The 24,064-nt window shown below is 40.7% G+C and carries 27 protein-coding genes; 6 read left to right on the plus strand and 21 right to left on the minus strand.

Translation table 11 applies throughout. The annotated features are described in order from the left end of the window. Positions 1-105: 105 nt before the first annotated feature. The 10 genes from HMPREF1019_RS06320 to HMPREF1019_RS06365 all read right to left on the minus strand — a co-directional run bounded on the left by HMPREF1019_RS06320 (position 106) and on the right by HMPREF1019_RS06365 (position 6,119). Positions 106-348, minus strand: coding sequence for a helix-hairpin-helix domain-containing protein (locus HMPREF1019_RS06320; RefSeq protein WP_034901626.1), 243 nt, complete (start codon positions 346-348; stop codon positions 106-108). Positions 349-557: 209 nt separating this feature from the next. Beyond that, the gene (gene pyrF / locus HMPREF1019_RS06325) at positions 558-1,238 is read right to left on the minus strand and encodes an orotidine-5'-phosphate decarboxylase (protein ID WP_009294882.1); all 681 of its coding nucleotides are present in this window, start codon (positions 1,236-1,238) and stop codon (positions 558-560) included. Continuing rightward, on the minus strand, positions 1,235-1,630 hold the full coding sequence (gene nusB / locus HMPREF1019_RS06330) for a transcription antitermination factor NusB (protein WP_004317696.1): 396 nt from the start codon (positions 1,628-1,630) through the stop codon (positions 1,235-1,237). The genes pyrF and nusB overlap by 4 nt, the downstream gene beginning before the upstream one ends. A gap of 1 nt (position 1,631) precedes the next feature. Next, positions 1,632-2,102, minus strand: a complete 471-nt coding sequence (ribH, locus tag HMPREF1019_RS06335) for a 6,7-dimethyl-8-ribityllumazine synthase (protein WP_004317743.1) — start codon at positions 2,100-2,102, stop codon at positions 1,632-1,634. 61 nt (positions 2,103-2,163) lie between these two features. Next, the gene (locus HMPREF1019_RS06340; protein WP_004317710.1) at positions 2,164-2,487 is read right to left on the minus strand and encodes a DMT family transporter; all 324 of its coding nucleotides are present in this window, start codon (positions 2,485-2,487) and stop codon (positions 2,164-2,166) included. Then, positions 2,484-2,813: a DMT family transporter gene (locus HMPREF1019_RS06345; protein WP_009294883.1), complete on the minus strand. Its 330-nt coding sequence runs from the start codon at positions 2,811-2,813 to the stop codon at positions 2,484-2,486. The genes HMPREF1019_RS06340 and HMPREF1019_RS06345 overlap by 4 nt, the downstream gene beginning before the upstream one ends. 4 nt (positions 2,814-2,817) lie before the next feature. Further along, complete coding sequence (locus HMPREF1019_RS06350) at positions 2,818-3,336, minus strand: hypothetical protein (RefSeq protein WP_009294884.1); 519 nt, start codon at positions 3,334-3,336, stop codon at positions 2,818-2,820. 15 nt (positions 3,337-3,351) lie between these two features. Then, entirely contained in the window at positions 3,352-4,152 is an 801-nt protein-coding gene (kdsA, locus tag HMPREF1019_RS06355) for a 3-deoxy-8-phosphooctulonate synthase (RefSeq protein WP_009294885.1), read from the minus strand. A 10-nt stretch (positions 4,153-4,162) separates the two neighbouring features. Then, positions 4,163-5,245, minus strand: a complete 1,083-nt coding sequence (locus tag HMPREF1019_RS06360) for a hypothetical protein (RefSeq protein ID WP_009294886.1) — start codon at positions 5,243-5,245, stop codon at positions 4,163-4,165. Then, a complete protein-coding gene (locus HMPREF1019_RS06365; RefSeq protein WP_009294887.1) occupies positions 5,229-6,119 on the minus strand; it encodes a DMT family transporter in 891 nt (296 codons plus the stop codon). The genes HMPREF1019_RS06360 and HMPREF1019_RS06365 overlap by 17 nt, the downstream gene beginning before the upstream one ends. 152 nt (positions 6,120-6,271) lie before the next feature. On the opposite strand from HMPREF1019_RS06365, the gene der reads away from it, so the two are divergent. Together der and HMPREF1019_RS06375 are read left to right on the plus strand one after the other, a co-directional pair. Further along, positions 6,272-7,660, plus strand: a complete 1,389-nt coding sequence (der, locus tag HMPREF1019_RS06370; RefSeq protein WP_009294888.1) for a ribosome biogenesis GTPase Der — start codon at positions 6,272-6,274, stop codon at positions 7,658-7,660. Beyond that, positions 7,641-8,162 (plus strand): shikimate kinase, encoded by a 522-nt coding sequence (locus HMPREF1019_RS06375; protein ID WP_009294889.1) that lies wholly within the window; start codon positions 7,641-7,643, stop codon positions 8,160-8,162. The genes der and HMPREF1019_RS06375 overlap by 20 nt, the downstream gene beginning before the upstream one ends. A gap of 47 nt (positions 8,163-8,209) precedes the next feature. On the opposite strand, the gene HMPREF1019_RS09985 is transcribed toward HMPREF1019_RS06375, so the two are convergent. Then, positions 8,210-8,365 (minus strand): hypothetical protein, encoded by a 156-nt coding sequence (locus tag HMPREF1019_RS09985; protein ID WP_156786509.1) that lies wholly within the window; start codon positions 8,363-8,365, stop codon positions 8,210-8,212. Between the two features lie 338 nt (positions 8,366-8,703). Here HMPREF1019_RS09985 and trpS point away from each other — a divergent pair, with 338 nt between their 5' ends. From trpS to HMPREF1019_RS06395, 4 genes are read left to right on the plus strand one after another with little or no spacing between them, the layout of a single operon-like run. Further along, positions 8,704-9,669, plus strand: coding sequence for a tryptophan--tRNA ligase (trpS, locus tag HMPREF1019_RS06380; protein ID WP_009294890.1), 966 nt, complete (start codon positions 8,704-8,706; stop codon positions 9,667-9,669). Between the two features lie 8 nt (positions 9,670-9,677). Further along, positions 9,678-10,118 carry a hypothetical protein gene (locus tag HMPREF1019_RS06385; RefSeq protein WP_009294891.1) on the plus strand — a complete coding sequence of 147 codons (441 nt, stop codon included), beginning with the start codon at positions 9,678-9,680 and terminating at the stop codon, positions 10,116-10,118. A gap of 10 nt (positions 10,119-10,128) precedes the next feature. Beyond that, a complete protein-coding gene (serS, locus tag HMPREF1019_RS06390) occupies positions 10,129-11,373 on the plus strand; it encodes a serine--tRNA ligase (RefSeq protein ID WP_009294892.1) in 1,245 nt (414 codons plus the stop codon). Further along, positions 11,373-13,739: a tetratricopeptide repeat protein gene (locus tag HMPREF1019_RS06395; RefSeq protein ID WP_009294893.1), complete on the plus strand. Its 2,367-nt coding sequence runs from the start codon at positions 11,373-11,375 to the stop codon at positions 13,737-13,739. The genes serS and HMPREF1019_RS06395 overlap by 1 nt, the downstream gene beginning before the upstream one ends. A gap of 55 nt (positions 13,740-13,794) precedes the next feature. On the opposite strand, the gene HMPREF1019_RS06400 is transcribed toward HMPREF1019_RS06395, so the two are convergent. The 10 genes from HMPREF1019_RS06400 to fdh3B all read right to left on the minus strand — a co-directional run bounded on the left by HMPREF1019_RS06400 (position 13,795) and on the right by fdh3B (position 24,055). After that, the gene (locus HMPREF1019_RS06400) at positions 13,795-15,048 is read right to left on the minus strand and encodes a DUF2920 family protein (protein WP_009294894.1); all 1,254 of its coding nucleotides are present in this window, start codon (positions 15,046-15,048) and stop codon (positions 13,795-13,797) included. A 31-nt stretch (positions 15,049-15,079) separates the two neighbouring features. After that, entirely contained in the window at positions 15,080-15,661 is a 582-nt protein-coding gene (locus tag HMPREF1019_RS06405; RefSeq protein ID WP_009294895.1) for a hypothetical protein, read from the minus strand. Positions 15,662-15,669: 8 nt separating this feature from the next. After that, a complete protein-coding gene (locus tag HMPREF1019_RS06410) occupies positions 15,670-16,164 on the minus strand; it encodes a TlpA family protein disulfide reductase (RefSeq protein ID WP_009294896.1) in 495 nt (164 codons plus the stop codon). Then, a complete protein-coding gene (locus HMPREF1019_RS06415; protein WP_009294897.1) occupies positions 16,154-16,843 on the minus strand; it encodes an ABC transporter ATP-binding protein in 690 nt (229 codons plus the stop codon). Before HMPREF1019_RS06415 ends, HMPREF1019_RS06410 begins: the two co-directional genes overlap by 11 nt. A 1-nt stretch (position 16,844) precedes the next feature. After that, positions 16,845-17,987, minus strand: a complete 1,143-nt coding sequence (locus HMPREF1019_RS06420; RefSeq protein WP_009294898.1) for an ABC transporter permease — start codon at positions 17,985-17,987, stop codon at positions 16,845-16,847. Beyond that, complete coding sequence (locus tag HMPREF1019_RS06425; RefSeq protein WP_009294899.1) at positions 17,974-19,266, minus strand: ABC transporter permease; 1,293 nt, start codon at positions 19,264-19,266, stop codon at positions 17,974-17,976. Before HMPREF1019_RS06425 ends, HMPREF1019_RS06420 begins: the two co-directional genes overlap by 14 nt. After that, entirely contained in the window at positions 19,263-20,642 is a 1,380-nt protein-coding gene (locus tag HMPREF1019_RS06430) for a Fe-S-containing protein (RefSeq protein WP_009294900.1), read from the minus strand. The genes HMPREF1019_RS06425 and HMPREF1019_RS06430 overlap by 4 nt, the downstream gene beginning before the upstream one ends. Before the next feature lie 51 nt (positions 20,643-20,693). Then, the gene (locus tag HMPREF1019_RS06435; protein ID WP_009294901.1) at positions 20,694-21,215 is read right to left on the minus strand and encodes an iron transporter; all 522 of its coding nucleotides are present in this window, start codon (positions 21,213-21,215) and stop codon (positions 20,694-20,696) included. A 20-nt stretch (positions 21,216-21,235) separates the two neighbouring features. Beyond that, a complete protein-coding gene (locus HMPREF1019_RS06440) occupies positions 21,236-23,179 on the minus strand; it encodes an FTR1 family iron permease (protein WP_009294902.1) in 1,944 nt (647 codons plus the stop codon). Between the two features lie 315 nt (positions 23,180-23,494). Beyond that, positions 23,495-24,055, minus strand: coding sequence for a formate dehydrogenase FDH3 subunit beta (gene fdh3B / locus HMPREF1019_RS06445; protein WP_009294903.1), 561 nt, complete (start codon positions 24,053-24,055; stop codon positions 23,495-23,497). Positions 24,056-24,064 lie beyond the last annotated feature (9 nt).

Consider the following 24,064-nt stretch of genomic DNA (forward strand, 5'->3'; position numbering starts at 1 on the left):
ATTTTTGGCTCTGTTTTATCACTGCGCAAAATATACTTGTGTTTTGTTTGGATCAATGCTATTTAAATTTGATAAACCGCTCTATCAAAGATCAAATTTATAAATTTAATCCTTCCAAAGCCACCATTTTAGCTTGGCCTTGTCTGGGTGCGGAGTGTTTGCGTAATAACAAATCATGCGGTAAACATATAGAATGCACCTATCGCTGCCGCGCCCGAGAGCCTTTGTGCGTTCAAACATCTCCTCAGGATCCGCGCCCTTTAGCGAAGCGATATCCTTGTAGCCCAGCGCCAGCAAATCAGCCTGCGTCGCCTCGCCGACATATGGGATTTTTTTAAAATCGCTCAAATTTACCTCAAATTTTTTAAGCACCACCAAACTCGTTGCAATGAAATTTTAAATTTCATTCTTATGCGCTACAAAGCTTGCTAAATTTTATCTTGCTACTACACTAAGTCGTTATCCAAGCTTCTTGTGAGGTGGTTTAATTAAATTTTCTTACGCGAAAAACCATGTTTAAAAATGATTTTAGACCAAATTTTATGCAGGTTAGGGCGCTAAATTTTCTCCAAAATTCTCTCGCAAATTTCTCTTGGGTTTGCATTTTCATAAATCGGCCTGCCAACGACGATAAAGTCGCTGCCCTCTTGCTTTGCGCTAACCAAATTTGCAACCCTCTTTTGATCACTAGCACTCTCGCCAAAAGGCCTAACTCCAGGGCAAAGCGTGATGAAATTTTGATTTGTCACGTCCTTTATAAGCTTACTTTCAAAGACCGAGCAGACCATGCCGTCAAGCCCCGCTTCAAAGCTCATCTGGCTAAATTTTCTAACCGAGCGTGAAATAGTGTCGTTATAAACCGCTTCAAATTCGCTCTCGTTAAAGCTAGTAAGTGCTGATACAGCAATCACCAAAGGGCGATTTTGCAGCGCATTAAGACGCTCCATGACGGTCTTCATCGCTCGCTCGCCAGCGCTTGCATGCAAATTTATCATATCCACGCCTATCTTTGAGACGACCTCGGCCGCGTCTGCCATCGTGTTTGGGATATCATAGAGCTTTAGATCAAGAAAGATTTTAAACTCCTCTGCCCCTTTTAGCTCCTCTATAAATTTAGCTCCGTCTCTAAGGTAGCTTCTAAGCCCCACTTTCAGCCAAAGATCAAGCCCTTTTAGCTCACGAACGAGGGCTAAATTTTCATCCTTGCTCGCCATATCAAGAGCGACACAGAGCCTCATAGATCGCCCTTTATCTTATCTAGCACGCCGTTTATAAATTTTGGCGCCTGGTCGCTTCCAAGCTCTTTAGCCAGCTCGATCGCCTCGTTTATTATGACGGCTTTATCAGTCTGGCTAAATTTCATCTCGTAAAGACCAAGTCTAAGGATAGCAAGCTCTGTTGCGCCAACCTTGCTAAAGTCGCCGTCTTTTAGGTGTGGCTTTAAAATTTCATCTAGTTTTTCTTTGTTTGCTAGCACCTCTTTAAAGGTCTGCTGCGCCTCGTTTTTGCGCTCATTTCTTATCTTTTTCTCTTCTAAAAATTCCTCTTCAAACTCCGCAGTTACGGGATTTATCTCATTTGAGTAAAGTAACGAAACGATGGCTTGTCTCACTTGATGACGTGTGGCCATTTTACTCTCCTAGCTTTTTGTATAAATTTAGCATCTCTATAACGCCAGTCATCGCTTCAAAGCCCTTGTTTCCAGCCTTGCTGCCAGCACGCTCGATCGCTTGCTCGATGTTATCTACCGTTAGCACGCCAAATGTGACTGGTTTTGCGTATTTTAGCGTCACGTTTGCGATGCCTTTGGTGGTCTCTGCGCTTACGTAGTCAAAGTGTGGCGTTGAGCCTCTTATCACCGCTCCCACACAGCAAACCGCGTCAAATTTACCGCTTGCAAGCACCTTTTCAAGCGCCATAGGTATCTCAAATGCGCCAGGGACTAGCACTAAAGTTAAATTTTTCTCGTCTCCGCCGTGGCGTAAAAATGCGTCTTTTGCGCCCTCTACCAAGCGGTCTGTGATGATGTGGTTAAACCTTGCGTTTATGATCGCTATCTTTTCGTTGCCTTTTAGGGCTAAATTTCCCTCGATTATTTTCATCTTTTTCTCCTTTATTTTTTATGCAAGTTTAGCAAAAGCTTGTTTAAAAATAGACCCTTCGTCAAACTATCTTTAGCATGATGACGCTAAAGATGATGAGCGCTAAAAACAAGGCTTTTTTAAAATTTATCTTTTCACCTTCAAAAACTACGCCAACTACGACTGCTCCGATCGCTCCGATGCCTGTCCAGATCGCATACGCCACCGACATAGCGATAGTTTGCATCGCATAGCTAAGTAGCGTTAGAGAAAGGGCGAAATTTCCGAGCAAAAGGATGAAATTTGCCCACTTTTTTACGCCTGTGCTTTTTGAAAATTTCGTGATAAAAAAGACGCCAGAGACCTCGCAACATCCAGCTAGTAAAAGCGCTAAAAAGTGAATCATTCTTTTATGCCTTTTAGCCCAAGCACGCCTAAAATGAGCGTCGCTATGAAAAATAGCCTAATGAAATTTGGCATGATCCCGCTTGCTACGTAGTCGCTAACGATCTCAGCTATGACGATAAAAGCCGTCCCAAAGCCCACAAATACAGCATAAGAGATGCTTACAGGTAGATACTTTAAAGCTTTCATAAATGAGACAAAACTTATGCTCACAAGCGCGGTTGTTAGTAAAAACTCGCCTAAATTTGACGCGTGCTTTAGCCCATACGCCCAGCCACACTCAGCCACCGCACCCAGAAATATCCATAAAAAGCCTCTATTTGACATAAATTTACTTCATGCCTTTTATGGTACTAACGATCTCTTTTACATTTGCACTAATTGCCTTATTTTCAAAGCTATCATCGTTATTTTGTCCAACTAGCCCCTTTAAATTTCTAAAGACTCCAGGGTTAAATCTTAGCTCGCTAGAGCTATAATGCCTCAAAACTTCGCCATTTCTAACGACTTCTACCTCGTAAGTAAGGTAGATATTGCCCATCCTGTCGCTTTTAGCAAATGTCGCTTCGCCCATAAATTCCCTGCGGTGAGTTATCTTTATCTTTAGCTCGTCGCTTGAGTTAGGATCGAGCAAATTTTCTTTTGTAAGCGCCTCAGTGATTTGCTTGTTATACTTTTTCTCGATCATTTTTGGGCTTTGATAGAAAAATTTTGTCGGCTCGTGGCGCTGCACATGAGTATAGCTAATGCCCTCAAATTTATACTTGCCAGCAAGTGGCACCTTTGGCTGAGATGAGCCACAACCTACTAAAAATAACACTCCCAAAAGTAGCGCTAAAATCCTTTTCACCCCTCTCTCTTTAGTTTAAAAATTTAAAATTTCCTCTATCTTTAGCGTGTCATTTACGACCTTTTCAAGCTCGTCTAAATTTAGCATATTTGGTCCGTCGCAAAGCGCTTCGCAAGGGTTTATGTGCGTCTCATAGAAAAATCCATCCACACCAACGCTAGCCGCTGCTCTTGCAAGATAAGGCACAAACCTAGCGTCACCGCCGCTTTTTTCGCCAAGTGCACTTGGCATCTGCACGCTGTGGGTCGCGTCAAAAATGACTGGCGCAAATTCTCTCATCATCACTAAATTTCTCATATCAACGACTAAATTTCCATATCCAAATGTGCTTCCACGCTCCGTTAGCCAGACGCCATTTGCGTTTGCGACCTCGTATCCATCGCCGCTAACTCCTCTTGTTTCAAGCACTTTTTTAACAGAGTGTTTCATCGCTGAAGCCGCTAAAAACTGCCCTTTTTTTATATTTACGACCGCTTTTGTCTTTGCAGCTGCCACGAGCAAATCAGTCTGACGGCACAAAAACGCAGGAATTTGCAGCACATCAGCCACTTCGCCAACTGGCTGAGCTTGATAGCTCTCGTGGATATCGGTTAAAATTTTAAAGCCAAATTCTTTTTTTACTTCAGCCAAAATTTCACAACCCTTTTCTAGCCCAGGACCACGAAATGAGCTAATACTCGTGCGATTTGCCTTGTCAAAGCTAGACTTAAAGTAAAAATCAAGCTTTGGATTTTCATTAAATTTAACTAGCCTTTTTGCTACTTCAAAAACAAGCTCCTTGCTCTCTATCACGCAAGGTCCAGCGATTAAGATCATCTTTTCTCCTTTATTTTTCTCTAAATTTTCTAATCCAATCTATCAAAAGCGGTCTATCATCGTTTGCAGGCACTTCAAACCATTGAGAACAAAGTTTATAGTATATGCCATTTATTAGTATTGGGACCGCATAGTAGCGAACTTTTTCATATTCACTATCTGCCTTAACTAATGCAGCATAGTTTAGCCCGAGATAATCTTTGCTATATTTTTCACTTTGTAGCCTGCTTATCTCATCCGCACCCACTCTACCACTTTCTAAAATTTCTCTCATTATGATACGCGCTATTTGTCCGACTTTTAGCTCTGCGTATTCATCTTGATTGTTTTTGTTGTCAATATATTCTTTAGAAAATTGATAAGCATTTGAGACTATTTTTCGCTTCTCTTTTTCGATTTTTTCAATACTTTTTGGCTCTTTTTTATCAAATAAAGTTAGCATCTGATAAGAGCGCATAAAAAGCTCTGCTGTGTCGGCTATGTTGCCACTTACTTCCAAAATAGGTTTTAAGACAGAATTTAAAAAGTCATCATTAGCAATTATTCTAAAATCAAATTCCAATCCCATTTTAAGCATCATCTCATTTATATCAATAAAGCAAGGTTGCAAGGAATATAAAATTTGTTTGTTTATTTTTGGAGATGCAAAAATAATATTGGCTTTTTTAACACCAAAATATCCATAAATACACATAGCTGTTCTTACACATTTTTTTACAACTCTCGCCACCGTTTCATCAAGTCCACCATAATTTAGTCCAGACTCATGAAAAGCAACATCAACTGCATAAATTTCACTAACTCCATCACTCATACAAACGCCAAGTGCATCACACTCTGCTTGTTGCAAAAGTTGATTTAATGAGGTATTTTGTTTATAAATTTTATATCCGTATTTGTTAGAAAAAAACTCATCTGTTTTTAACATTATATTTTCTAACTCGTCTGAAAATTTTATCTCCCATTTTGGAGAAATTTTCCAGTTGGTTTGCACTATTTGGCACTCTTTTACGTGGCGAAGCCAAGAATAAAATAAAGACTCTCCAATTTCTATTTTCATAGCATTACCCCATTTTTTATTTTTCTTTAACAACTAAAATTCCACTCACCACAACAAGCACGATACCTGCGAGTGCTAGGTTATTTGGCAACGCATCGCCCATAAAATAGCCAATTATAAGCGTAAAAATGACGTCAGCGTAGCTAACCGCAGCGATCACGCCAGCCTTTTTGCCAACCGCAAATGCCTTTGTCATAAACGCCTGAAAATAGTAGCCACTAAGCCCCATTAGCAAGATAAAAACGACGTTGTGCCAGCTTGGCATAGCAAATTTAGAAAATAAAAAATCCAGAGGCTCATAAGTAAAAAACTCAGCCATCCCCATGCAAATAAGCGGCAAAAACGAGCCCCAAAGCATGAAGCTTAGCACGATGATATTTGTGCCGTAGCTCTTGTTTAACTCCTTGACACTCGTGTAGGCAATAGCCGCTCCAAGGCCGCTCCAAATGCCGATGATATCGGTTTTATTGATACCTAAATTTGGCTGGATAACAAGCAAAATTCCGCCAAATCCCAAAAAGACAGCAAACCAGCCAAGCGAGCTTAACCGCTCCTTAAACACGATAGCTGCGAGAATGGCTGTGAAGATTGGATTTGTCTTTTGAAATGTAAAGGCTGTGGCTAAATTTACGTGTGCGACGTTATAAAAAAAAGCAAAAAGCGCCACCGTGCCCACAAAACCGCGAAACATCAGCAAGAAAAAGTGCCCGCCAGTTTGTTTAAATGGAAATTTATAGATGGCGTAGATGACGATGAAAAGTCCGATCAAATTTCTAAAAAAAACAACTTCGATAGAAGGCATATCTTTGCTCAGATACTTTGCAAATGCGCCAGTCACGGCAAACATAAAGCAAGCAAAGAGCATATAAAAAATGCCAAGATGTGAAATATAAAACCTTTTTAACATCGCAAAACCTCTAAATTTAAAGTAGTCATTTTAATGAAAAATGGCTTAAATTTTGGTTGATTTTTTCTTTTATTTCGGCGCTTTTAAGCGTAATTTTATACTTTATATAAGAGAAAAATTTGTATAATCAGCCATCATAAAAAGGACAAAATTTGCAAAAAGTAATATTAGTAGGCAAGCCAAATGTCGGCAAAAGCTCACTTTTTAACCGCTTAGCTGGTCGTCGTATCGCCATAACAAGCGATGTTAGCGGCACTACAAGAGATACAAACAAAGCTAAGATCGAAGTTGAGGGCAAAGAGTGTATATTAATCGACAGCGGCGGGCTTGATGATAGCAGCGAGCTTTTTAAAAACGTAAAAGCAAAGACCTTGGCAGAGGCTAAAAACTCAGACGTTATCCTCTACATGGTCGATGGCAAAATGATGCCAGATGATGAGGATAGAGCCATTTTTTACGAGCTTAGCAAGCTAAATTTACCAATCGCTCTAGTCATCAACAAAATCGACAGCAAAAAAGACGAGCAAAGAGAGTGGGAATTTGTAAGTTTTGGTGCAAAAAACTCATTTGGAATTTCAGTAAGCCACAACACTGGCGTCGATGAGCTTAGCATGTGGCTAGCAAAGCACTTAGAAGCGAAAGTGCAGATAAAGGCCGATACGAGCGATGATTTTGATGATTTTTTAGAAAACTATAACGACGAGGGCGAGCTAAGCGACGAGATAGACTATGAGAACAAAAATATAAGAGTTGGCATCATAGGCCGCGTAAATGTCGGCAAAAGCTCACTACTAAATGCCCTTGTAAAAGAGAGCCGCGCCGTTGTTAGCGATGTCGCAGGCACTACGATCGACCCGGTCAATGAAATTTACGAGCATGATGGCAGAGTTTTTGAGTTTGTCGATACTGCTGGCATCAGAAAGCGCGGCAAGATCGAGGGTATCGAGAGATACGCGCTAAATAGAACTGAGAAAATTTTAGAAGAGACAGACGTGGCGCTACTTGTACTTGATAGCTCTGAGCCACTAACCGAGCTTGATGAGCGCATAGCTGGCATCGCCTCGAAATTTGAGCTTGGCGTCATCATCGTGCTAAACAAATGGGACAAAAGCAGCGAAGAATTTGACGAGCTTTGCAAGGAGATAAAAGATAGGTTTAAATTTCTCTCTTACGCGCCGATCATCAGCGTTTCGGCACTTGGCGGCAAAAGAGTGCATAAAATTTACCCTCTCATAGTTGAAATTTACAAAAACTACACCCAAAAAATTCAAACTTCAAAGCTAAATGAAGTGATCGGCGAAGCGACCAAAGCGCACCCACTACCACGAGATAAAGGCAGGGTCGTGAAAATTTACTACGCAGTGCAGTTTAAAACCGCACCTATCATGATAGCGCTCATCATGAACCGCCCAAAATGCCTGCACTTTAGCTACAAGCGCTACCTGACAAACAAGCTTAGAGAGAGCTTTAGTCTAGCTGGCGTGCCTATCGTGCTAATCCCAAAAAAACGTGGAGAGAGTGATGAAGACAAAGAACAATAATATCGTTTTGATAGGGTTTATGGGCGTTGGCAAGGGCACAACCGCAAGGGCGCTAAGCAAGGCGCTAAAGACGATGAACCTTGACTGCGACGACTTGCTAGAGAGCTCACAAAATATGAAGATAAAGGCTATATTTGATGAATTTGGCGAAGAATATTTTAGGCAGCTTGAAAAAGACCTTGCCAAATTTCTAGCCACAAATGTCAAAAATGCGATCATCTCGACAGGTGGGGGCTTTGCAAAGGTTAAAAATTTAAACAAAATAGGCACCGTGATCTATCTAAAAGCAAGCTTTGATGCGATCATGCAAAGGCTAAAAAATAGCAAAAATAGCGAGAAAAAGATCGCTAAACGCCCACTTTTAAGCGACCTAAAAAAGGCTGAGGCACTGCATCTGGAGCGAGAGAAGCTCTATGAGAAAAAGGCTGATTATATCGTTGAAGTGGAGAGCAAAACCCCAAAGCAGATCGTAAAAGAGATAAGGATACTTTTAAAAGTTTAGTTGCAAAGTGGCGAGGGCTGCTTGCAACGATAAATTTCAAGATCAGGCTAGATGGCTGTCTGGCGTGGTGTTGGAATTTGTGATGTTTGAGCCAAATTTAACGTTTTGTAGTGAGAAATTTTGGCGAAGTTTTGAGATGAATTTGCCTTACTTTGATAGAGCGTTAAAGCGACAAATGTTGTGCAGTCAAATTTTAAGATCAAGCTAGACACATAAAGTCTAACGTGATGTTAAAATTTAAACGTTTTGGCGAAGAATTTTTTGTTTAGGCAAGGCGAAATTTTGTTTTTAAGTGAGGCTAGCAAGCTAAATTTTAAGATTAGACTAGATAAAAACATCTACCCTGATGTTAAAATTTAAAAAAGCATTTTGGCGAAGTGTTTTGAGATGATTTTTGCTTCACTTGTTCGCAACGCTAAAGCGACAAATGTTGTGCAGTCAAATTTTAATCAAGACTAGGCATTTAGCCTGTCGATGATTAAAATTTACAAACTCATTTAAAGGCGCTCAAAAAAACGAAGCCAAAATTTGAAAGGATAAGATGAGAGTATTAACCGGCCTCCAACCCTCCGGCAAACTACACCTTGGCAACTATTTTGCCTCGATAAAGCAGATGGTTGATATGCAAGAGCAAAATGAAATGTTTATGTTTATAGCAAACTACCACGCGATGACCAGCCTTAGCGACGGCAAAGCGCTAAAGCAAAACACTTTTGACGCTGCGTGTGCATTTTTGGCGCTTGGCATCGACCCAAACAAGAGCATTTTCTGGGTGCAAAGCGACGTCAAAGACGTGCTTGAGCTTTACTGGGTGCTAAGCCAGCATACGCCTATGGGGCTACTTGAGCGCGCGCACAGCTACAAAGACAAGGTCGCAAAGGGCCTTAGCTCGCACCACGGACTCTTTAGCTATCCAGTTTTGATGGCGGCTGATATCTTGCTTTATAACGCGCAGGTCGTGCCTGTGGGCAAAGACCAGATCCAGCACGTAGAGATCGCGCGTGATATCGCGATCAAATTCAACAACGAACATGGCGAAATTTTCACTCTGCCTGAGGCAAAGATCGATGAAAACGTCGCTACCGTGCCTGGCACAAACGGCGAAAAGATGAGCAAAAGCTACGGCAATACGATCGATATCTTCGCAGACGCCAAGACGCTTAAAAAGCAAATTTCAAGCATCGTGACTGATGGCACGCCGCTTGAAGAGCCAAAGCAGTGGCAAAACTGCAACGTCTATAATATCGCTAAACTTTTCTTAGACGAGAGCGGACAGCGCGACTTGCAAGCTAGATATGAGCGTGGTGGCGAGGGACATGGGCACTTTAAAGCCTATCTAAACGAGCTTGTTTGGGACTATTTCAAAGAGGCAAGAGAGAAATTTGAATACTATCAAAACAATCCTGACGAGGTGGCTAAAATTTTAGATCTAGGCGCTCAAAAAGCTCAAAATGTGGCTCACACAACGATAAAAAAAGTGCGTGAAGCGGTTGGAATTTACAGATAAGGAAAAATATGCAAAATTTATACCCATACGCGCAGATAATTCACCTTTTTTGTGCGATCATTTTTGTTGGTTATCTATTTTTTGATGTGATCATCTTAAGAGCGGCGAGCAAAAAGATGCCACCAGAGCTTGCTCAAAAGGCTAAGCAAGCCATCGGCTCAGTAGCTGTTAAAATCATGCCTATTTGCGTGCTACTTTTAGTTTTAACTGGTGGCATGATGATGAGTAACTGGGTCGGCAGCAAGGCTGGAGGCTACTTTGAGACAAATTTACAGATCGCTTTTATGATCAAATTTTGCTTAGCGATGGTGATCGTGGCTGCGGTGATAGTAAATTTAAGCTGCAAATTTATATTTAAGCGCCCTAGCCCGCTTGGCAATATCCACCCTATCGCACTTACGCTTGCGGTAGCGATCGTCTTGCTTGCAAAAGTTATGTTTATGGTTTAAGGAGAGAATAATGATAAATTTAAAACTACTTGAGACAAACTACGATGAATTCGTAAAAAAACTAGAGGGTAAAAACGTTAAAGCTAGCTTGCTAGACGAGCTTTTGCACACTTTTAACGAGCTAAAGCAAAAGCGCAAAGCACTTGAAAATTTCCAAGCTATCCAAAATGCAAAGAGTAAAGACCTTGGCGTAAAAGCAAGAGCTGGTGAGGACGTAAGTGAGCTTAAGAGTGAGCTAAATTTAAACAAAGCTGCCCTTGCTGACGCTGATGAGATCGTTAAACAATACGAAGAAAAGCTTGAGCAAATTTCATTTAGCGTGCCAAATATCACCGACGATGACGTGCCATTTGGCAAGAACGAGGACGATAATGTCTGTATAAAAACGGTGCTTGAGCCAACTAAATTTGACTTTACGCCAAAGGAGCACTGGGAGCTAGGCGAGAGCCTTGGCTGGCTTGACTTTGAAAGGGGTGCAAAGCTCTCAGGATCGCGCTTTACCGTGCTTCGTGGCATGGGAGCAAGGCTTAGTAGAGCGCTTGTTAATTACATGATCGACTTTAACAGCTCGCGTGGCTTTGAGCTTGTAAATGTCCCTTATCTAGTAAGCTCAAACACACTTTTTGGCACCGGTCAGCTGCCTAAATTTGAAGAGGATCTTTACAAGGTGCGCGACGAGGACCTCTACCTCATCCCAACTAGCGAAGTGCCTGTGACAAATTTATACAACGACACGATCATAGAAGCCGAGCAGCTACCTATAAAGATGACTTGCTACTCAGCATGCTTCCGCCAAGAGGCAGGCTCAGCAGGACGTGACACAAGGGGCATGATACGCCAGCACCAGTTTGAAAAGGTCGAGCTTGTAAGCATCACAAAACCTGATCAAAGCGAGGGCGTGCTTGCTGAGATGATATCTTGCGCGAGCGACTTGCTAACTAGCCTTGGTTTGCCTCACCGCCACATGCTTCTTTGTAGCGGCGATCTAGGCTTTAGCGCGGCAAAGACGGTCGATCTTGAGGTTTGGCTACCAGGTCAGGGCAAATATCGCGAGATAAGCTCTATCTCTAATACTCGTGATTTTCAAGCAAGACGCGCGAAAATTCGCTTTAAAGATGGCAAGAAAAATATGCTTGTAAATACCCTAAATGGCTCAAGTCTGGCAGTTGGCAGGACGCTAATAGCGATAATGGAAAACTACCAAAAAGCTGATGGCACTATCGAAATTCCAGAAGTTCTTAAAAGGTATATGTAGTGGCTGATGACGAGGTTGTAGTTCTAAAACCACCTGGCGAGCAAGCAGAGCAAGCGTCTGAAGAGGCAAAAGCCGAGGCACCTGAAGAGATCGTCTCGCTTGAGAGCATAGCAAGTGATGGCGTGCTTCAAGATGAGAGCATCCCAGAGCCAATACCAGTAAAAAAGAGCAAGAAAAAGCTCTTTATCATCATCGGCGCAGCTGCTTTGGTGCTTGTCATCTTGATAGTTGTTTTGCTAATCGTCTTGCTAAAAAAAGATAAAAAAGATGAGATAGATACTACAGCTATCGTAAAAAATATAGAAAACAACTACCAAACGCAAAATTTTGGCGCTTCAAAGATCGATGAGATGATAAACAAGGCTAACCAGCTCTATGAGCGTGGCAATAAATTTGAAGCGTTAAAAATTTATGAAAATATAGCTGTTTATAACCAGTCGCTTTCAAACTACAACCTCGGCGTTTCGCAGATGAAACAAGAAAAATGCGACGAGGCGATCATCTCGTTTAACAAAGCGATAACTGATCGCGAAAACACAGCAGTGAGCGCCATAAACGCCGCTGTTTGCTCACTTGAGCTAAATAACACCAAAAATTTCAACTACTACATAGGGCTTGCGGACTCCTTTTTGCAGTATGAAAACAGCTCGCCACTTTACAGCTACTACTATGCGCTGGTTAATTATTACAAGGGTAATTATTACGAGGCGCTTCAAGCACTCTCACACCCTAGCACAGATGACTATAAGGGCGAGTATGCCTACTTGAGCGCTAAAATTTTATCGCTTCTTGGCGATGATGAGAGAGCCATAGCTAAGCTTGAGGGGCAAAAGGTGTTTAAGGCTGACTTTACGCTAGCACAGCTCTACGCAAGACTTGGCAAATACGACAAGGCAAGGGACTATCTAACAAAGGCTTCTAAAAACACGCCAAATATCGATCTCATCAAGATGACTGAGGCGTTAATCGATCTAAAAACGGCCGATTATGGCGATGCGGCGGCATTTATCAAAGATGTTTATGACTACAACGCCTCGATGCCAAGTAAAATTTACAAGATAAAGACCATCCTAAAGCCAGACCTTTTTGACGTCAGCCTAGCTCAGGCGCACTTTAGCGACGATATGTTTTTTGATAGAACAAGACGCTATGAGACGCTATTTTACTTCGCACCTTACAAGGTTTTTGACGCAAAACAGAGCATCGAACAGATAAGAAAAGGTGGGGTTAGCGTCTTTTTAGATGACACCTCAGCGGCAAATGACTACCTTAGCCAAAGCGCCGCCGCCTCAAAGGTCAATGCCAAACTTAGCGAAGCCATCGCAAAGGCACTTAACTACCACTTAAAAGAGGCAAACAAGGACTTTGAAGAGCTTGCCAAAGCCTATCCAAACCACTCGATCTTGCAGTATAACCTAGCTCTTAGCTACGCTCAGCTTGGGAATTTTAGCCTTGCAGCAAAGCACTTTATAGCAAGCTATCATCAAGATGTAAATAACCATCTCTCTGGCATCTTTGGCGCTATCTGCATGGATATAAATAGAAATTTAAATCCAAAACTAGTTGAAGAGATCGGTGAAAATTTAGAAAACGACAAGAGCCTAAAGCCTGTAAATTTATACGCCTCGCTTCTAAGCCTGATAAGCGGCAACCAAAGCGCGATGATAAGGTGGCTTGAAGAGCCAAAAGAGCCTACGACGCTAAATTTAGCCTTTGATATCATCATCGCTAAAATTTCAAACAACGATGAGCTAATGTCAAAAAAGGCTGATGAGCTCATGAAAATCTTGCCAAACGACATCATCGTAAATATCTTAAATTTCATCTCTAAAAACAAAGATCAAAACGTCAAAGAGTATGCAAAAGCGATACAAATTTACTTCATCGATAAAAATCTCGACTCAAATGCCTTCTACCACGGCGCTGATATCATCAAAAAGCAATACATCAAGCTACTTCAGATCTCAGGCCTGCTAACAAGGGAGCGCGATAAGCTAAGAGCCGAGCTAAAAGAGGCTCCAAAAAATATAAATTTGATCCAAACTCTAGCCTACGTGGGTATCTTTACAAACGACTTTGATGAGAGTTATAAACTTTATAATGAGGTCATAGACGAGTTTAAGATAAATGACACTGGTACGCTCTTTTTGGCCTCTGTGGCTGCCACTGGAGCGAATAAAATAACAAACGCGATCGCACTTTTGGAGCTTACAAAGCTAAATGATCCAAGCGCTGTTGAAAACAGAGCCGCCCTTGGCTTTATGTATCAGCAAATCGATAACATAAAAGCCGCTCTTATACAATACAGCAAAGTAGGAAACGTAGGATATAACAACGAATTTTATGATTTTATGATAGATAACTAGAAAATTTAAAGCTAGGTCTTTAAAAGCCTAGCTTTAGATAAAAACGGCTCTAAATTTAAATATTAGTAACTTCAAGCCTTATCTGATCTGAGACTTCACTAAATTTATAAAGCAAATCACCACACTTATACTCTATACATTTTTCATTGATCTCATCTTTTTTATCTTTTTTAGACAAAATTGTCTTCATAACGCCAGGAAGCTCTCTTTGCAAAAGCAGTTTATAAGACATCCCCATGCCGTGAGTTAGAGACTTTATAAATTTACCATCAACCTCGCTCTCATCTTTTATCATATGAAGCGTCGCGTCAAAATTTAGCTTCTTAAGAGCCTCGTAAAGCTCGGTTTTATCCTTTGCTGGGGCTATATCTTTGTCATAAATGCAGTGATGGCTAACGTAAACTGGTTTTTTATAGCTACTTTGAACATTTAAATGATCTAAATTTAGGATGTTTCTTATCTCTTCTCTTGCATCACTAAAATAATATGGTGATTTCTTATTAGGTGTCCAGTAGGTCTTATCAAAAAAATAAAGACATAAATTTTGATACAAAGTGTCAGTGCTAAAACAAGGATAACTAGTAAAATCAATCTCTTTACCAAAACCAATAAGTCGCCATAAAAATATAGCGTAAGAGCTATTATCTATCACCGCATCAACTAGCCATGGAGCGATCTTAGCGCACATATGTGCCAAGTATCCACCATGTGAGCTGCCTACCATTATCACTGGTAGATGCTCAAATTTGGCACTATTTATATATTTTTTTGTATCAAGCAAGGCATTTAGCACGTCCATTGCTTGCATAACGCCAAAATTTTGGTATTCGTTTTTTGTCGGCAACATAGTCATGCTAATATCTAAAATAAAATCATCTGGCAAGACCCCGCTCTCTTTTCTAATAGTGATCTCCTCGTTAAGACTTTTAAGTAAAACGCAGGTTTTATCATAGTTATCAACTATTTTTAAATCAATAGGTAAAGTTATACCAATCTTTGCCAATTCTCTTATTAGTATCGCGCGATCTATATCATCAAGTCCAAATTTCGCCCCAAGCTGTGGGCGGTTGCCTATGCAGTGATAATCCACACTAATACACGCCACATCATAGTTCTCTGCCATGGTCTGCATGAGATGAGTCCTATATCCAGAGTCAGAGTCTGCTCCAAGTCCAGGGATGATGACTAAAAGAGCTTTTACCTCTTTAACATCGTCATAACAGGCATAAAAAGATAAAGCAGAGCTTCTTTTGATGCCAAGCTCCACATCATCACAAGATAAAATTTCGTAGCTTCCATCAACTAGCATCTTAACTCCTTTTAAATTTCGCTAAATTTCTCTACCTTTGTGAGACGTTATAAAAAAAGCTAACGATCTGTTTTGCTAGGCGCTCTTTGAAAAATGGCCAGATGTAGCTTGGCGAATAGACATTACCAGCTTGCATGAGCGAGATATTTGTCGCTTTCTCACCGCCATCTTTTGGGCGCACTAGCACGCTTACTTGCATGTAGTAAGCATAGCTGTTTGTGCTAAAGTCGTCATCATAATCATCATAATCAAATGGGAAAAACATCGAGTAGCCAAAGCCAAAACTTGGTCTGCCAAAGCCATATCCCATGCCCATTGAAAATCTAGGATCTCTTTTAGTTGTCCTAGAAAAGCTTTGCACGTCGCCAAGGATGATGAAGTCGGCATTTTTGATATTTGGCTCATTTCTAAAGCCAGCCTTTGCAAATTCGCTTAAAATTTCAGCATTTACATCTTGTCCGGTCGCGCTATTTTTAAAATTTACATAGACGCTTTTGTTTGCTTCACCAAGCGTAAAAAATATCGGATCGCTTGTTTTTACCGAGATATTTGGCGTGCTGCTAGCACATCCGACAAAAAACACCGCTAGAACAAATAAAAAGAAATTTCTCATCTTCACTCCTATAAGAGCGATCTTATAGCACCTTCAAGCACGCTTTTTGGTGTAAGACCGATAAATTTTGATCGCATCTTACCATCTTTATCAAAAAAATAGATAACTGGCACGCCCATAACGCCACCAACTGCCTTGCTGAAGTAATCCACCGAGACCTTGTCGCTTGTAGTTTTAAAGGTGATGTTGTGCTCTTTTAAGATTTCGATATCCTTATCAAAGCCCTTGCTAGGCCCTAAAATGCCAATGAACTGAACCTCTTTGCCATACTCTTTTTCAAGCGCGTTTAGATCAGGGATCGCAGCCTTGCACACCCCACAGTCCGTGCCAAAGAAAAAGAGCATATATGGCTTATCGCCGATCTTTAGGCGCTTTTCGGTTGGGAAAAACTGCGTATCGATGCCACTTGAGTCATTTAGAGTGATGTGGTGCTTCTCATACTGCTTGACGCAGCCCAAAACTAGGGCTGAGACTAGACATAAAAGTAAAATTTTATATCGCATTTGGCACCTTTGGATTTTCGATAGTGCGGATATTCTCTAGTTTGCCGTGTCTTAGATAGACGATCTTATCGCCATACTCGCCTAGATCTGGGTTGTGAGTGACTAGAAGTATCGTCTTGCCCTCTTTTCTTAGCTTGCAAAATAGATCAAGTATAATCCTCTCATTTGCCTCGTCAAGGTTACCAGTTGGCTCATCTGCTATTAAAATTTCAGGGTCGTTTATGAGCGAGCGCGCGATACAAAGGCGTTGTTGCTCGCCACCACTTAGCTGACTTGGTCTGTGCGTTAGCCTGTGAGAGAGACCAACTGCCTCAAGGGCTTTTTTAGCATCCTCTTCATCGACTGAGCTGTGATAATACTGCGCTATCATCACGTTTTCTAGCGCGCTAAGATATGGCACGAGGTGAAACTGCTGAAAGACAAGTCCGATCTTTTCACGTCTAAATTTAAGCGTGTCATCGGCATTTAGATTGCTCGCATCATCGCCGCCAAGCATATAAACGCCACTACTTGGTGTATCCATTAGAGAAAGGATATTTACAAGTGTGCTCTTACCGCTACCGCTTGGTCCCATGACGCTGACCCACTCGCCCTTTTTAACCTCAAAACTTATATCATCAAGTGCTTTTACATCGCCAAAAATTTTACAAATATTTTTAAGTTCTAGTGCATTTTGCATATCATTCTCCTCTTAGTGTATCTGCCATTTTGTTATTAAGTGCCCGCTTAATCGGGTAAAACGCTGCGATCGCTGCAAAAAGAAGTGATATGACCACAGCTACTGGGATGCTTAGAATTCTAAAATCAATACTAGAATCAAATATCGCATAACCTAAAATTTGAGCTAGTAGATAACCTAAAAACGCTCCAACTAACGCTGAAATAAGCGCTGTCACAAATGTCTCAAAGCCAAATAGTCTTAGTACATCTTTTTTGCTTGCACCTATAGCTCTAAGAAGTGCGATCTCACGTGATCGTGAGAGTAAGATAGCACTAAGCGTTGTATTTACACACATTGAAGTAATGAGCAAGATGACAAGGCTAACAAGAGCCATTAGAAGTTTGATCTTTTCTAAGATGTAGCCCTCAGACTTTGAGACCTTTGCCACTGGTTTTGCGACTATTTCATCATTGCTTATAGTTTTTGCAAGCGATGTTATCTCGTCAAAATTTCCAAGCACAACAGCTTCAGCGTAGTTTATCTTGCCAACTTTGTTTGAAATTTTTTGAGCCAAAGATAGTGACGTGATCAAAAGAGCGTCCTCTTTATCGCCGCTTGCCACTACGCCTTTTATCTTTACATTTATGCTCTCGTTTGAGCCAATGGCGCGAATTTCTATATCATCGCCTGCTTTAAAGCCAGCTTGACGAGCAAGATCGACGCCTATTAGAACGTTTTTATCGTCAAAATCGACATTTATCATAGTTCCATCTCTAACATCTAAAAATGGCTTAACCTTTTTTAGATTGCTAAATTTTGTCCCCATGACGATGGCATTTGTCGGACCGATATTTGCCTGAGCAAAGAGATATCCGCTCTCGCCAAGAAGCTTGTCTTTTGGCACCTTAGCGATCATTTCATTATAGGTTTTTTCGCTCATATCATCACTTGTCGCCATATCTTTTGGAGCAAAGATCATATTTGCACCATAAGTTTTTAGCTCGCGTGAGACCTTTGAGTCGATGTCCAGATAGACATTGACAAATGCCGCACACACGCACGCTCCAAGCAAGATCGAGATGACGATAACCATAACCCTTGATGAGCCATTTTTTAGGCTTTTGTAGATTAGATTGTAAAAGAATTTGCTATTTGCGGTCATATAGCACCTCCGCAGGTAGTAAATTTATGACGTTTCTCATTGGCATTAGCGAGCCAACGACTGAGATGAGCAAGGCAAATGCCACGCTTATTGGTAGCACGATCCATGCTATGCCTATGCCGTGAGAGAAGATGATGTAAGACATCACGTAGCTTAGCGCGTATCCTAAAAATGCTCCCGTGATGCCTGCAAAAAAGGCAACCACAAGGCTCTCGCTAGCAAAAAGGGCGTAAATTTCAAAGTTACTTGCACCTATGGCTTTTAAAAGGCCGATCTCTTTTTTACGGCGGTAAATTTCACTTGTCATTAGCGACGTTATGCCGATGGCTGAGACCACAAGAGCGATGATACTAACGATACCCATTAGGCTTTGAATTTTCTTTACGATATTACTCTCAGCATCACTTACTTGAAGACTTGCTTTTGCGCTAACGTTTGGTAAATTTTCTTCTATCTGAAATGCGATCGAGCCTGCATAAGCCGAGCAGTACCATTTGTCGTACTCTGCGCTATCAAGGTTGTCTAAATTTCTTCTTGCTTTTAGCGATAGGTCATTTTCTGGGATCGTCATGGCTGAGACCTCAGCTTTTGTGTATGAGCCAGCGTGTCCTGAGAGATCGCCAGCAAGTTTGAGCGAGCCTATTAGCTTATGTGCCTCATCGCTTGCCCCTTTTAAGATGCCAACCACGCTAACCTCTTTTGTGCCGTTTTTGCCCACAAGGCTAAGCTTGTCGCCGACTTTTAAATTTTTAGCCTTTGCAAGCTCATCGCCTACTAAAATTTCATCCATGCTCTCATCTTTTGGCCAAGCACCCTCAACACCCCAAAATCCATACAAGCTCTTAACGCCTGTGCTAAATTCTGGCTCATCTTTTAGTCCGATATTTTTATCAAAATATGTCCCCTCAAAGCTAAATTCATCGCCCTTAGCGTCTTTTACCTTTGTCTCTAAAAACGGAGCAAAAGCAACGATGTTATTTCTCCAAAAGATCTCTTTTATCTTGTAGATATCAGCTTCTGGGAGTAAATTTTGTGATTTTAGTGGGGTGAAATTTTTACCCTCGATCTCGATGCTTAGGCTCTCACCGCGTGGCAAAACGACGATATTTGAGCCATAACCTCTAAGCTCGCTTGCCACTTGATCGCCGATTTTTAGCGTGATATTTAGCATGCAAGCTATCAAAAGAGCAGCTAGCAAGATGGTGATAAACGCCATCGTCTTTTGCACCTTTGAGCCAGTGATCGAGCTTTTTATCATTCTTAGTTGCATATTTTTCATTTTAACGTTCCATTTGTTTCTACATATTTTTCTGGATTTGCTTCAAATTTCGCCTGAGTTTCGTTGCTCTCAAAGAAATATGTGCGTCCGTAGTATAAATATGATCTTGAATCAAGATTGCTCACCTTTTTGTGGCTTACTGGGTCAAGCACCATCTTTTCGACGACCTTGCTAAAGTAGTTTGCCCCTGCGACGATCGTTTTATAATCAACTATGATATTTTTACCATCAAAGGTAAATGCCATAGGGATCGGGTTACAACCGCCCTCTTTGCCAACTGACGGCAAGAAAATTCTAACATTACAAGAGATACAAATAAGGTCATTTCCTCTTTTTATGTAGCCCATATCGCCGCATATCATACATGAGTCAAAGACGATGACTGGAGATGGGCGGTCGCTAAAGCGGTTTAGCAAGAAAAATCTTATCTGTTTGCCCTCATCTGTGATGTAGGCAAATCTGTGAAGTTCATTATCTTTTAACATATCAACATCAAATATAAATTTATCTCCCACTGGCTCAACCAATATTGGCTCTGAAATTTGAGGTGGGCGAGATGCGTAAAGATCAAAATAAAGAGAGAATCCAAGCGCTATTAAAACGCTGCAAAATGCAAATTTTGCATTGTCAAAGACATTTTCTCTAATGGCTTTTGTAAAGCGGTATTTGATAGAGCCAAACGTGCTCTTATCGATACTCTTTGGCACAAAGCAAAGCGCGATGATGCATAAAAGAAGGATCACTGCTATGTAAAAATAGGCACTAAATTCTGTGACGTAGATGCCTTTTGCGCTGATAGATAAAATTTGAGAATTTAGCTCGCTACTTATCTTTAAAGCACCTGCACGTAAAAGCTCAAGTGCAGTTTGTGAGCTTCTATCAACTAGCAAAAATACTAATGTGATAAGAGCTAAAATTTTAGCTACTGATGATGGGATGCTTGCTTTTAAATTTGAAATGAAGAAAAATAAAAATAGCATCAAGATCATCGCAAAGATCATCAAAAAGAAGCTAATGACTGAAAGCGTATCAAGCAACTCGCCGCCAAAAAGTGGGAACAATGCACTACTTGAGCTATAACCAAAGCCAAAGCCGATGCCTAAAATAAAAAATGTTACGATTTTTGCTATCTTAAGCTCGAAAAATATCCATAAAATGCTAATTAGTAGAAAAACCAGTGTCACTGAATCTATAAAAATTTTAAACTGGTCATCAACAAGCGCATGACGAGCAGCTTTAAAGATAAGCACACCAGCAACAACACCAAGAAATGATGGTAAAAAGATCGTTTTTAAACTTTTGCCATTGTTATTTAAGGCAGCAAAAAGCGTAAATCCAAGGAGGGCTAAAAAGACCTGATAGAAGTAAATTGACATAACTAAACCCTATGAGAATTTTTAAAAAGGGGCGAGAACGCCCCAAAGTGATTATTTAACAGGACCACCTGTCCATTGAAATTTATAAGTTGTTGTGAAAGGCTCAAACCATTTACCAACACCAGTCTCTTTGTCAGCGTGGCGACCAAAGCCTTGTTTTTCTGGATTGTCGATGTGAAATTTAAGCTCATAGTTACCAACACCTGTATCCATTTTTACGTTAGCGCCGTAGTGTGGGCCATCGCTTGCAACCATAGGCATAAATGTACCTTTTTTAGTTTTACCATTATCAAGGTTTTTTAGCTCATAGTTGATCTTTAGATATGGGATCCACTCACCTTCGCCAAAGCCGTTTTTGTTGCCTTTTACAGCGTGGATGTCAGCTTCTAGGTGAAGATCAGCTAAGCTTGGAGCTAGATCAACGCCTTTTGGCTCCATGTCGATTGGCTCAAGATAAACAGCAGCTATCTCCATGCCATTAGCCTCTACAGGCTCGCCGATTGGGTGCTCTCCAGCAAGTGCAAAACCAGCTGCTAAGCTTAATGCTAGAGCTGAACTAAGAATTTTATTCATATTCTCTCCTTTAAATAAAATTAATTTTTATTTTGTTTTGATTTCATGATAACAATGCCTATAATTAGGGCAAGCACCATAATGATCTGAGGTACTAAGCTCTCGTAATATGGCATAAGTCCTAGCCAGTCTCTCATCCAGTCAGGAAAATTTAGTCCTTTTATGATAGTTGGGATGAAAATTTTGCCCTCAACTAGCTCGCCAACACCCTTGCCAACAAAGACGATCGACATATAAAAGATGATCGCTGATGTAAATATAAAAAATTGTTTAATAGGAATTTTAACAGCGAAAATTTTAAATAAGAAATAGACTATCAAAAGAACGATAAGGCCTACGACAAAGCCAGCTGCGATCATTGAGTAGCCAGCTGAGTCTTTTGCGTCAAAGATAAGTGCTTGATAAAATAGCACTGTCTCAGCGCCCTCTCTAAATACCGCTAAAAATACAGTCCACCAAAGCGCTGTGCTTGAGCCACTTGAGATAGACTCAGATACATGTGATTTGATGTAGTCGTTCCATTTTTTAGCGCCAGCATTTGAAAGAAGCCAGAAGCCAACGTAAAATAGAAGTCCCACTGCAACAAGCATCGTGATGCCTTCCATAAGCTCTCTTTTTTGACCTGCTGCCTCGCCAAAGATGATGTTCATTATCCAAGCCATAACAAAGCTTAAGATGACAGCCACGCCAACTGAGCTATATACGACCTTGCCCATAGATTTTGCATTGCCAGTTTTTACAAGATATGCAACAACAGCTGCAACGATGATAAGAGCTTCAAAGCCCTCTCTTAAGATGATAGTTAGCGCCCAGATAAATAGCGTCCAAGGTGAGCTTGAACCGCTAGTTTTCTCAAGTGCAGCTGCTAGCTGAGATGACATCTTGCTTGCACTCTCTTCAAGTGTTTTTTCGTCTGCGCCTGATTTCATAAGGGCTACAAGGTTACCAAATGTAGCTTCGATAGCTGTTTTTAAATTGACATCTATCGCACCTACTTTGTTCTCCATGCCGCTACCTTCAAACTCATCAAAGTAGATATCTTGGATATCGCCCATAGCTTTAGCGCTATTGCCACCTTTGTAAAGCGCGATGGCTGCTTGAATTTTGTCATTTATGTTTTTAACAGTTTGAGTGTAGTCTGTGCCGCTATCTTCGCTGCTATCGCTAGATGCTGCGCTACTCATATCAACTTTTGCTAGTTTTACTGTTTCAGCTGGGAGTTTTGCAACGGCATCATAAGCTAGTTTTTTGATCTCTTCTAGTTTTGTTTTAAAATCATCTTTTGTTATGCCATTTGCGATGCCACTGATCGCTTCACCCATCTTTCTTTGGATGTCAGCATCTATGCTTTTGCCATTTTCTATATATTGGCGAACGGCGATTTCAAGTTGAGTGTTTCTATAATCATTAAATTTAGCATCTTGGATAGAATTTTTAGCATCATCTTGTTTGTCGCCCTCGTAGCTTGCTATAGCTTTATCAAGAGTTGCTGATAAATTTTCAAATGCCACCTTCCACTCAGGGATAAATTTAGAAGTGTCATAGCCACTTGCAGCAGCTTGTGCTGGAGTGTCTGAGTACTCACCAACAAGCTTATGTCCATTTAAAATAACTGGCAAAACTTCAGCGATTTCGCTATTTATCTGATCTATTCTTTTTTGCACATCATCTGGTGCTTCGCCAGCTTTTATCGCCTTTCTGATCTCGCCAAACTGCTTCTCCATAGAGTAAGCTTTTTTCTGACCTAAATTTATTCTGATGCCAGCTTCGACATCTTCAAACAGACCAAAATAAGCATTTTGAGTATCGCTAACTGCTTGCTCGACGTTGCCAGCTCTGTACTCTGTTATTACTTTTTGTAATGACTCTTTTATCTGAGCTGCGACTTGTGTGTAGTCGTCATTTTTTGCCACAAGCCAGATAGGCAGTAGCATGATAAGCATAAATTTAAAAAATTTATTCATTAATTAAACCACCTGTGAGATTATTTTAAAGCGAGATATTACCAAGACTTTACTTTGATTAAAATAAAAACGATTATCATAAAAGAATGTAAATTGAAAGCATAAATAATATTTTTTACAATCTAATAATCAACTTTACGTAAATTTAGGGCTTTAGAGGATCAGAGTAAAATTTCATATCGAGATAAAAAAGTTATATATTTTTGCTAATTTCAATAGATAAGAAAAATTATTGATGAAATTTTAGATTATAAAAATCATAAAGATAATTTAAATTTTATAAATTTAAAAGGAGAGCAAGCGCCCTCCTTAGTGTTATACGTTTAGTCCAGTATTTCTTAGCATAACGCGTTTACGATATACATTTGAAACCTCAGCAGCGTCGCCAACTAAAAGCGCGTTTGTAGAACAGATAGCCGCACACATAGGCACTTTGCCCTCAGCCATTCTGTTTTGACCGTAAAGCTCTCTCTCCTCATGTGAGTTAGTTGGCTCTGGACCGCCTGCGCACATAGTACATTTATCCATTACGCCTTTTACGCCAAATGCCCCATCTTTAGGAAACTGTGGCGCACCAAATGGACAAGCATATAAGCAGTATCCACAGCCTATGCACTTGTGTTTATCGTGAAGCACGATGCCATCAGCTCTAATGTAGAAGCAATCAACTGGACAAACTTGCTCGCAAGGCGCGTCGGTGCAGTGCTGGCATGCGATAGTAGTTGATACCTCTTTACCCTCGATACCATCGTGAAGTGTGATAACTTTTCTTCTATAAATTCCTACTGGAAGCTCGTGAGCAGAAGAGCAAGCGACTTGACATCCATAGCAGCTGATACATCTATTAGTATCTACAAAAAATTTCATTCTTGCCATTTTTCTCTC

Origin of the sequence: Campylobacter sp. 10_1_50 (assembly GCF_000238755.1) — a bacterium.
Classification (GTDB): domain Bacteria; phylum Campylobacterota; class Campylobacteria; order Campylobacterales; family Campylobacteraceae; genus Campylobacter_A; species Campylobacter_A concisus_R.

Bases quoted from the DNA above. Each gene is read 5' to 3' on its own strand.
- HMPREF1019_RS06365 (WP_009294887.1), bottom strand. From the start codon at position 6,119: ATGTTAAAAAGGTTTTATATTTCACATCTTGGCATTTTTTATATGCTC.
- HMPREF1019_RS06385 (WP_009294891.1), top strand. From the start codon at position 9,678: ATGCAAAATTTATACCCATACGCGCAGATAATTCACCTTTTTTGTGCG.
- HMPREF1019_RS06400 (WP_009294894.1), bottom strand. From the start codon at position 15,048: ATGCTAGTTGATGGAAGCTACGAAATTTTATCTTGTGATGATGTGGAG.
- HMPREF1019_RS06415 (WP_009294897.1), bottom strand. From the start codon at position 16,843: ATGCAAAATGCACTAGAACTTAAAAATATTTGTAAAATTTTTGGCGAT.
- fdh3B (WP_009294903.1), bottom strand. From the start codon at position 24,055: ATGGCAAGAATGAAATTTTTTGTAGATACTAATAGATGTATCAGCTGC.
- HMPREF1019_RS06420 (WP_009294898.1), bottom strand. From the start codon at position 17,987: ATGACCGCAAATAGCAAATTCTTTTACAATCTAATCTACAAAAGCCTA.
- HMPREF1019_RS06425 (WP_009294899.1), bottom strand. From the start codon at position 19,266: ATGAAAAATATGCAACTAAGAATGATAAAAAGCTCGATCACTGGCTCA.
- HMPREF1019_RS06435 (WP_009294901.1), bottom strand. From the start codon at position 21,215: ATGAATAAAATTCTTAGTTCAGCTCTAGCATTAAGCTTAGCAGCTGGT.
- HMPREF1019_RS06440 (WP_009294902.1), bottom strand. From the start codon at position 23,179: ATGAATAAATTTTTTAAATTTATGCTTATCATGCTACTGCCTATCTGG.
- HMPREF1019_RS06340 (WP_004317710.1), bottom strand. From the start codon at position 2,487: ATGATTCACTTTTTAGCGCTTTTACTAGCTGGATGTTGCGAGGTCTCT.
- HMPREF1019_RS06345 (WP_009294883.1), bottom strand. From the start codon at position 2,813: ATGTCAAATAGAGGCTTTTTATGGATATTTCTGGGTGCGGTGGCTGAG.
- serS (WP_009294892.1), top strand. From the start codon at position 10,129: ATGATAAATTTAAAACTACTTGAGACAAACTACGATGAATTCGTAAAA.
- pyrF (WP_009294882.1), bottom strand. From the start codon at position 1,238: ATGAGGCTCTGTGTCGCTCTTGATATGGCGAGCAAGGATGAAAATTTA.
- HMPREF1019_RS06405 (WP_009294895.1), bottom strand. From the start codon at position 15,661: ATGAGAAATTTCTTTTTATTTGTTCTAGCGGTGTTTTTTGTCGGATGT.
- HMPREF1019_RS06375 (WP_009294889.1), top strand. From the start codon at position 7,641: ATGAAGACAAAGAACAATAATATCGTTTTGATAGGGTTTATGGGCGTT.
- kdsA (WP_009294885.1), bottom strand. From the start codon at position 4,152: ATGATCTTAATCGCTGGACCTTGCGTGATAGAGAGCAAGGAGCTTGTT.
- trpS (WP_009294890.1), top strand. From the start codon at position 8,704: ATGAGAGTATTAACCGGCCTCCAACCCTCCGGCAAACTACACCTTGGC.
- nusB (WP_004317696.1), bottom strand. From the start codon at position 1,630: ATGGCCACACGTCATCAAGTGAGACAAGCCATCGTTTCGTTACTTTAC.
- ribH (WP_004317743.1), bottom strand. From the start codon at position 2,102: ATGAAAATAATCGAGGGAAATTTAGCCCTAAAAGGCAACGAAAAGATA.
- HMPREF1019_RS06430 (WP_009294900.1), bottom strand. From the start codon at position 20,642: ATGTCAATTTACTTCTATCAGGTCTTTTTAGCCCTCCTTGGATTTACG.
- HMPREF1019_RS06410 (WP_009294896.1), bottom strand. From the start codon at position 16,164: ATGCGATATAAAATTTTACTTTTATGTCTAGTCTCAGCCCTAGTTTTG.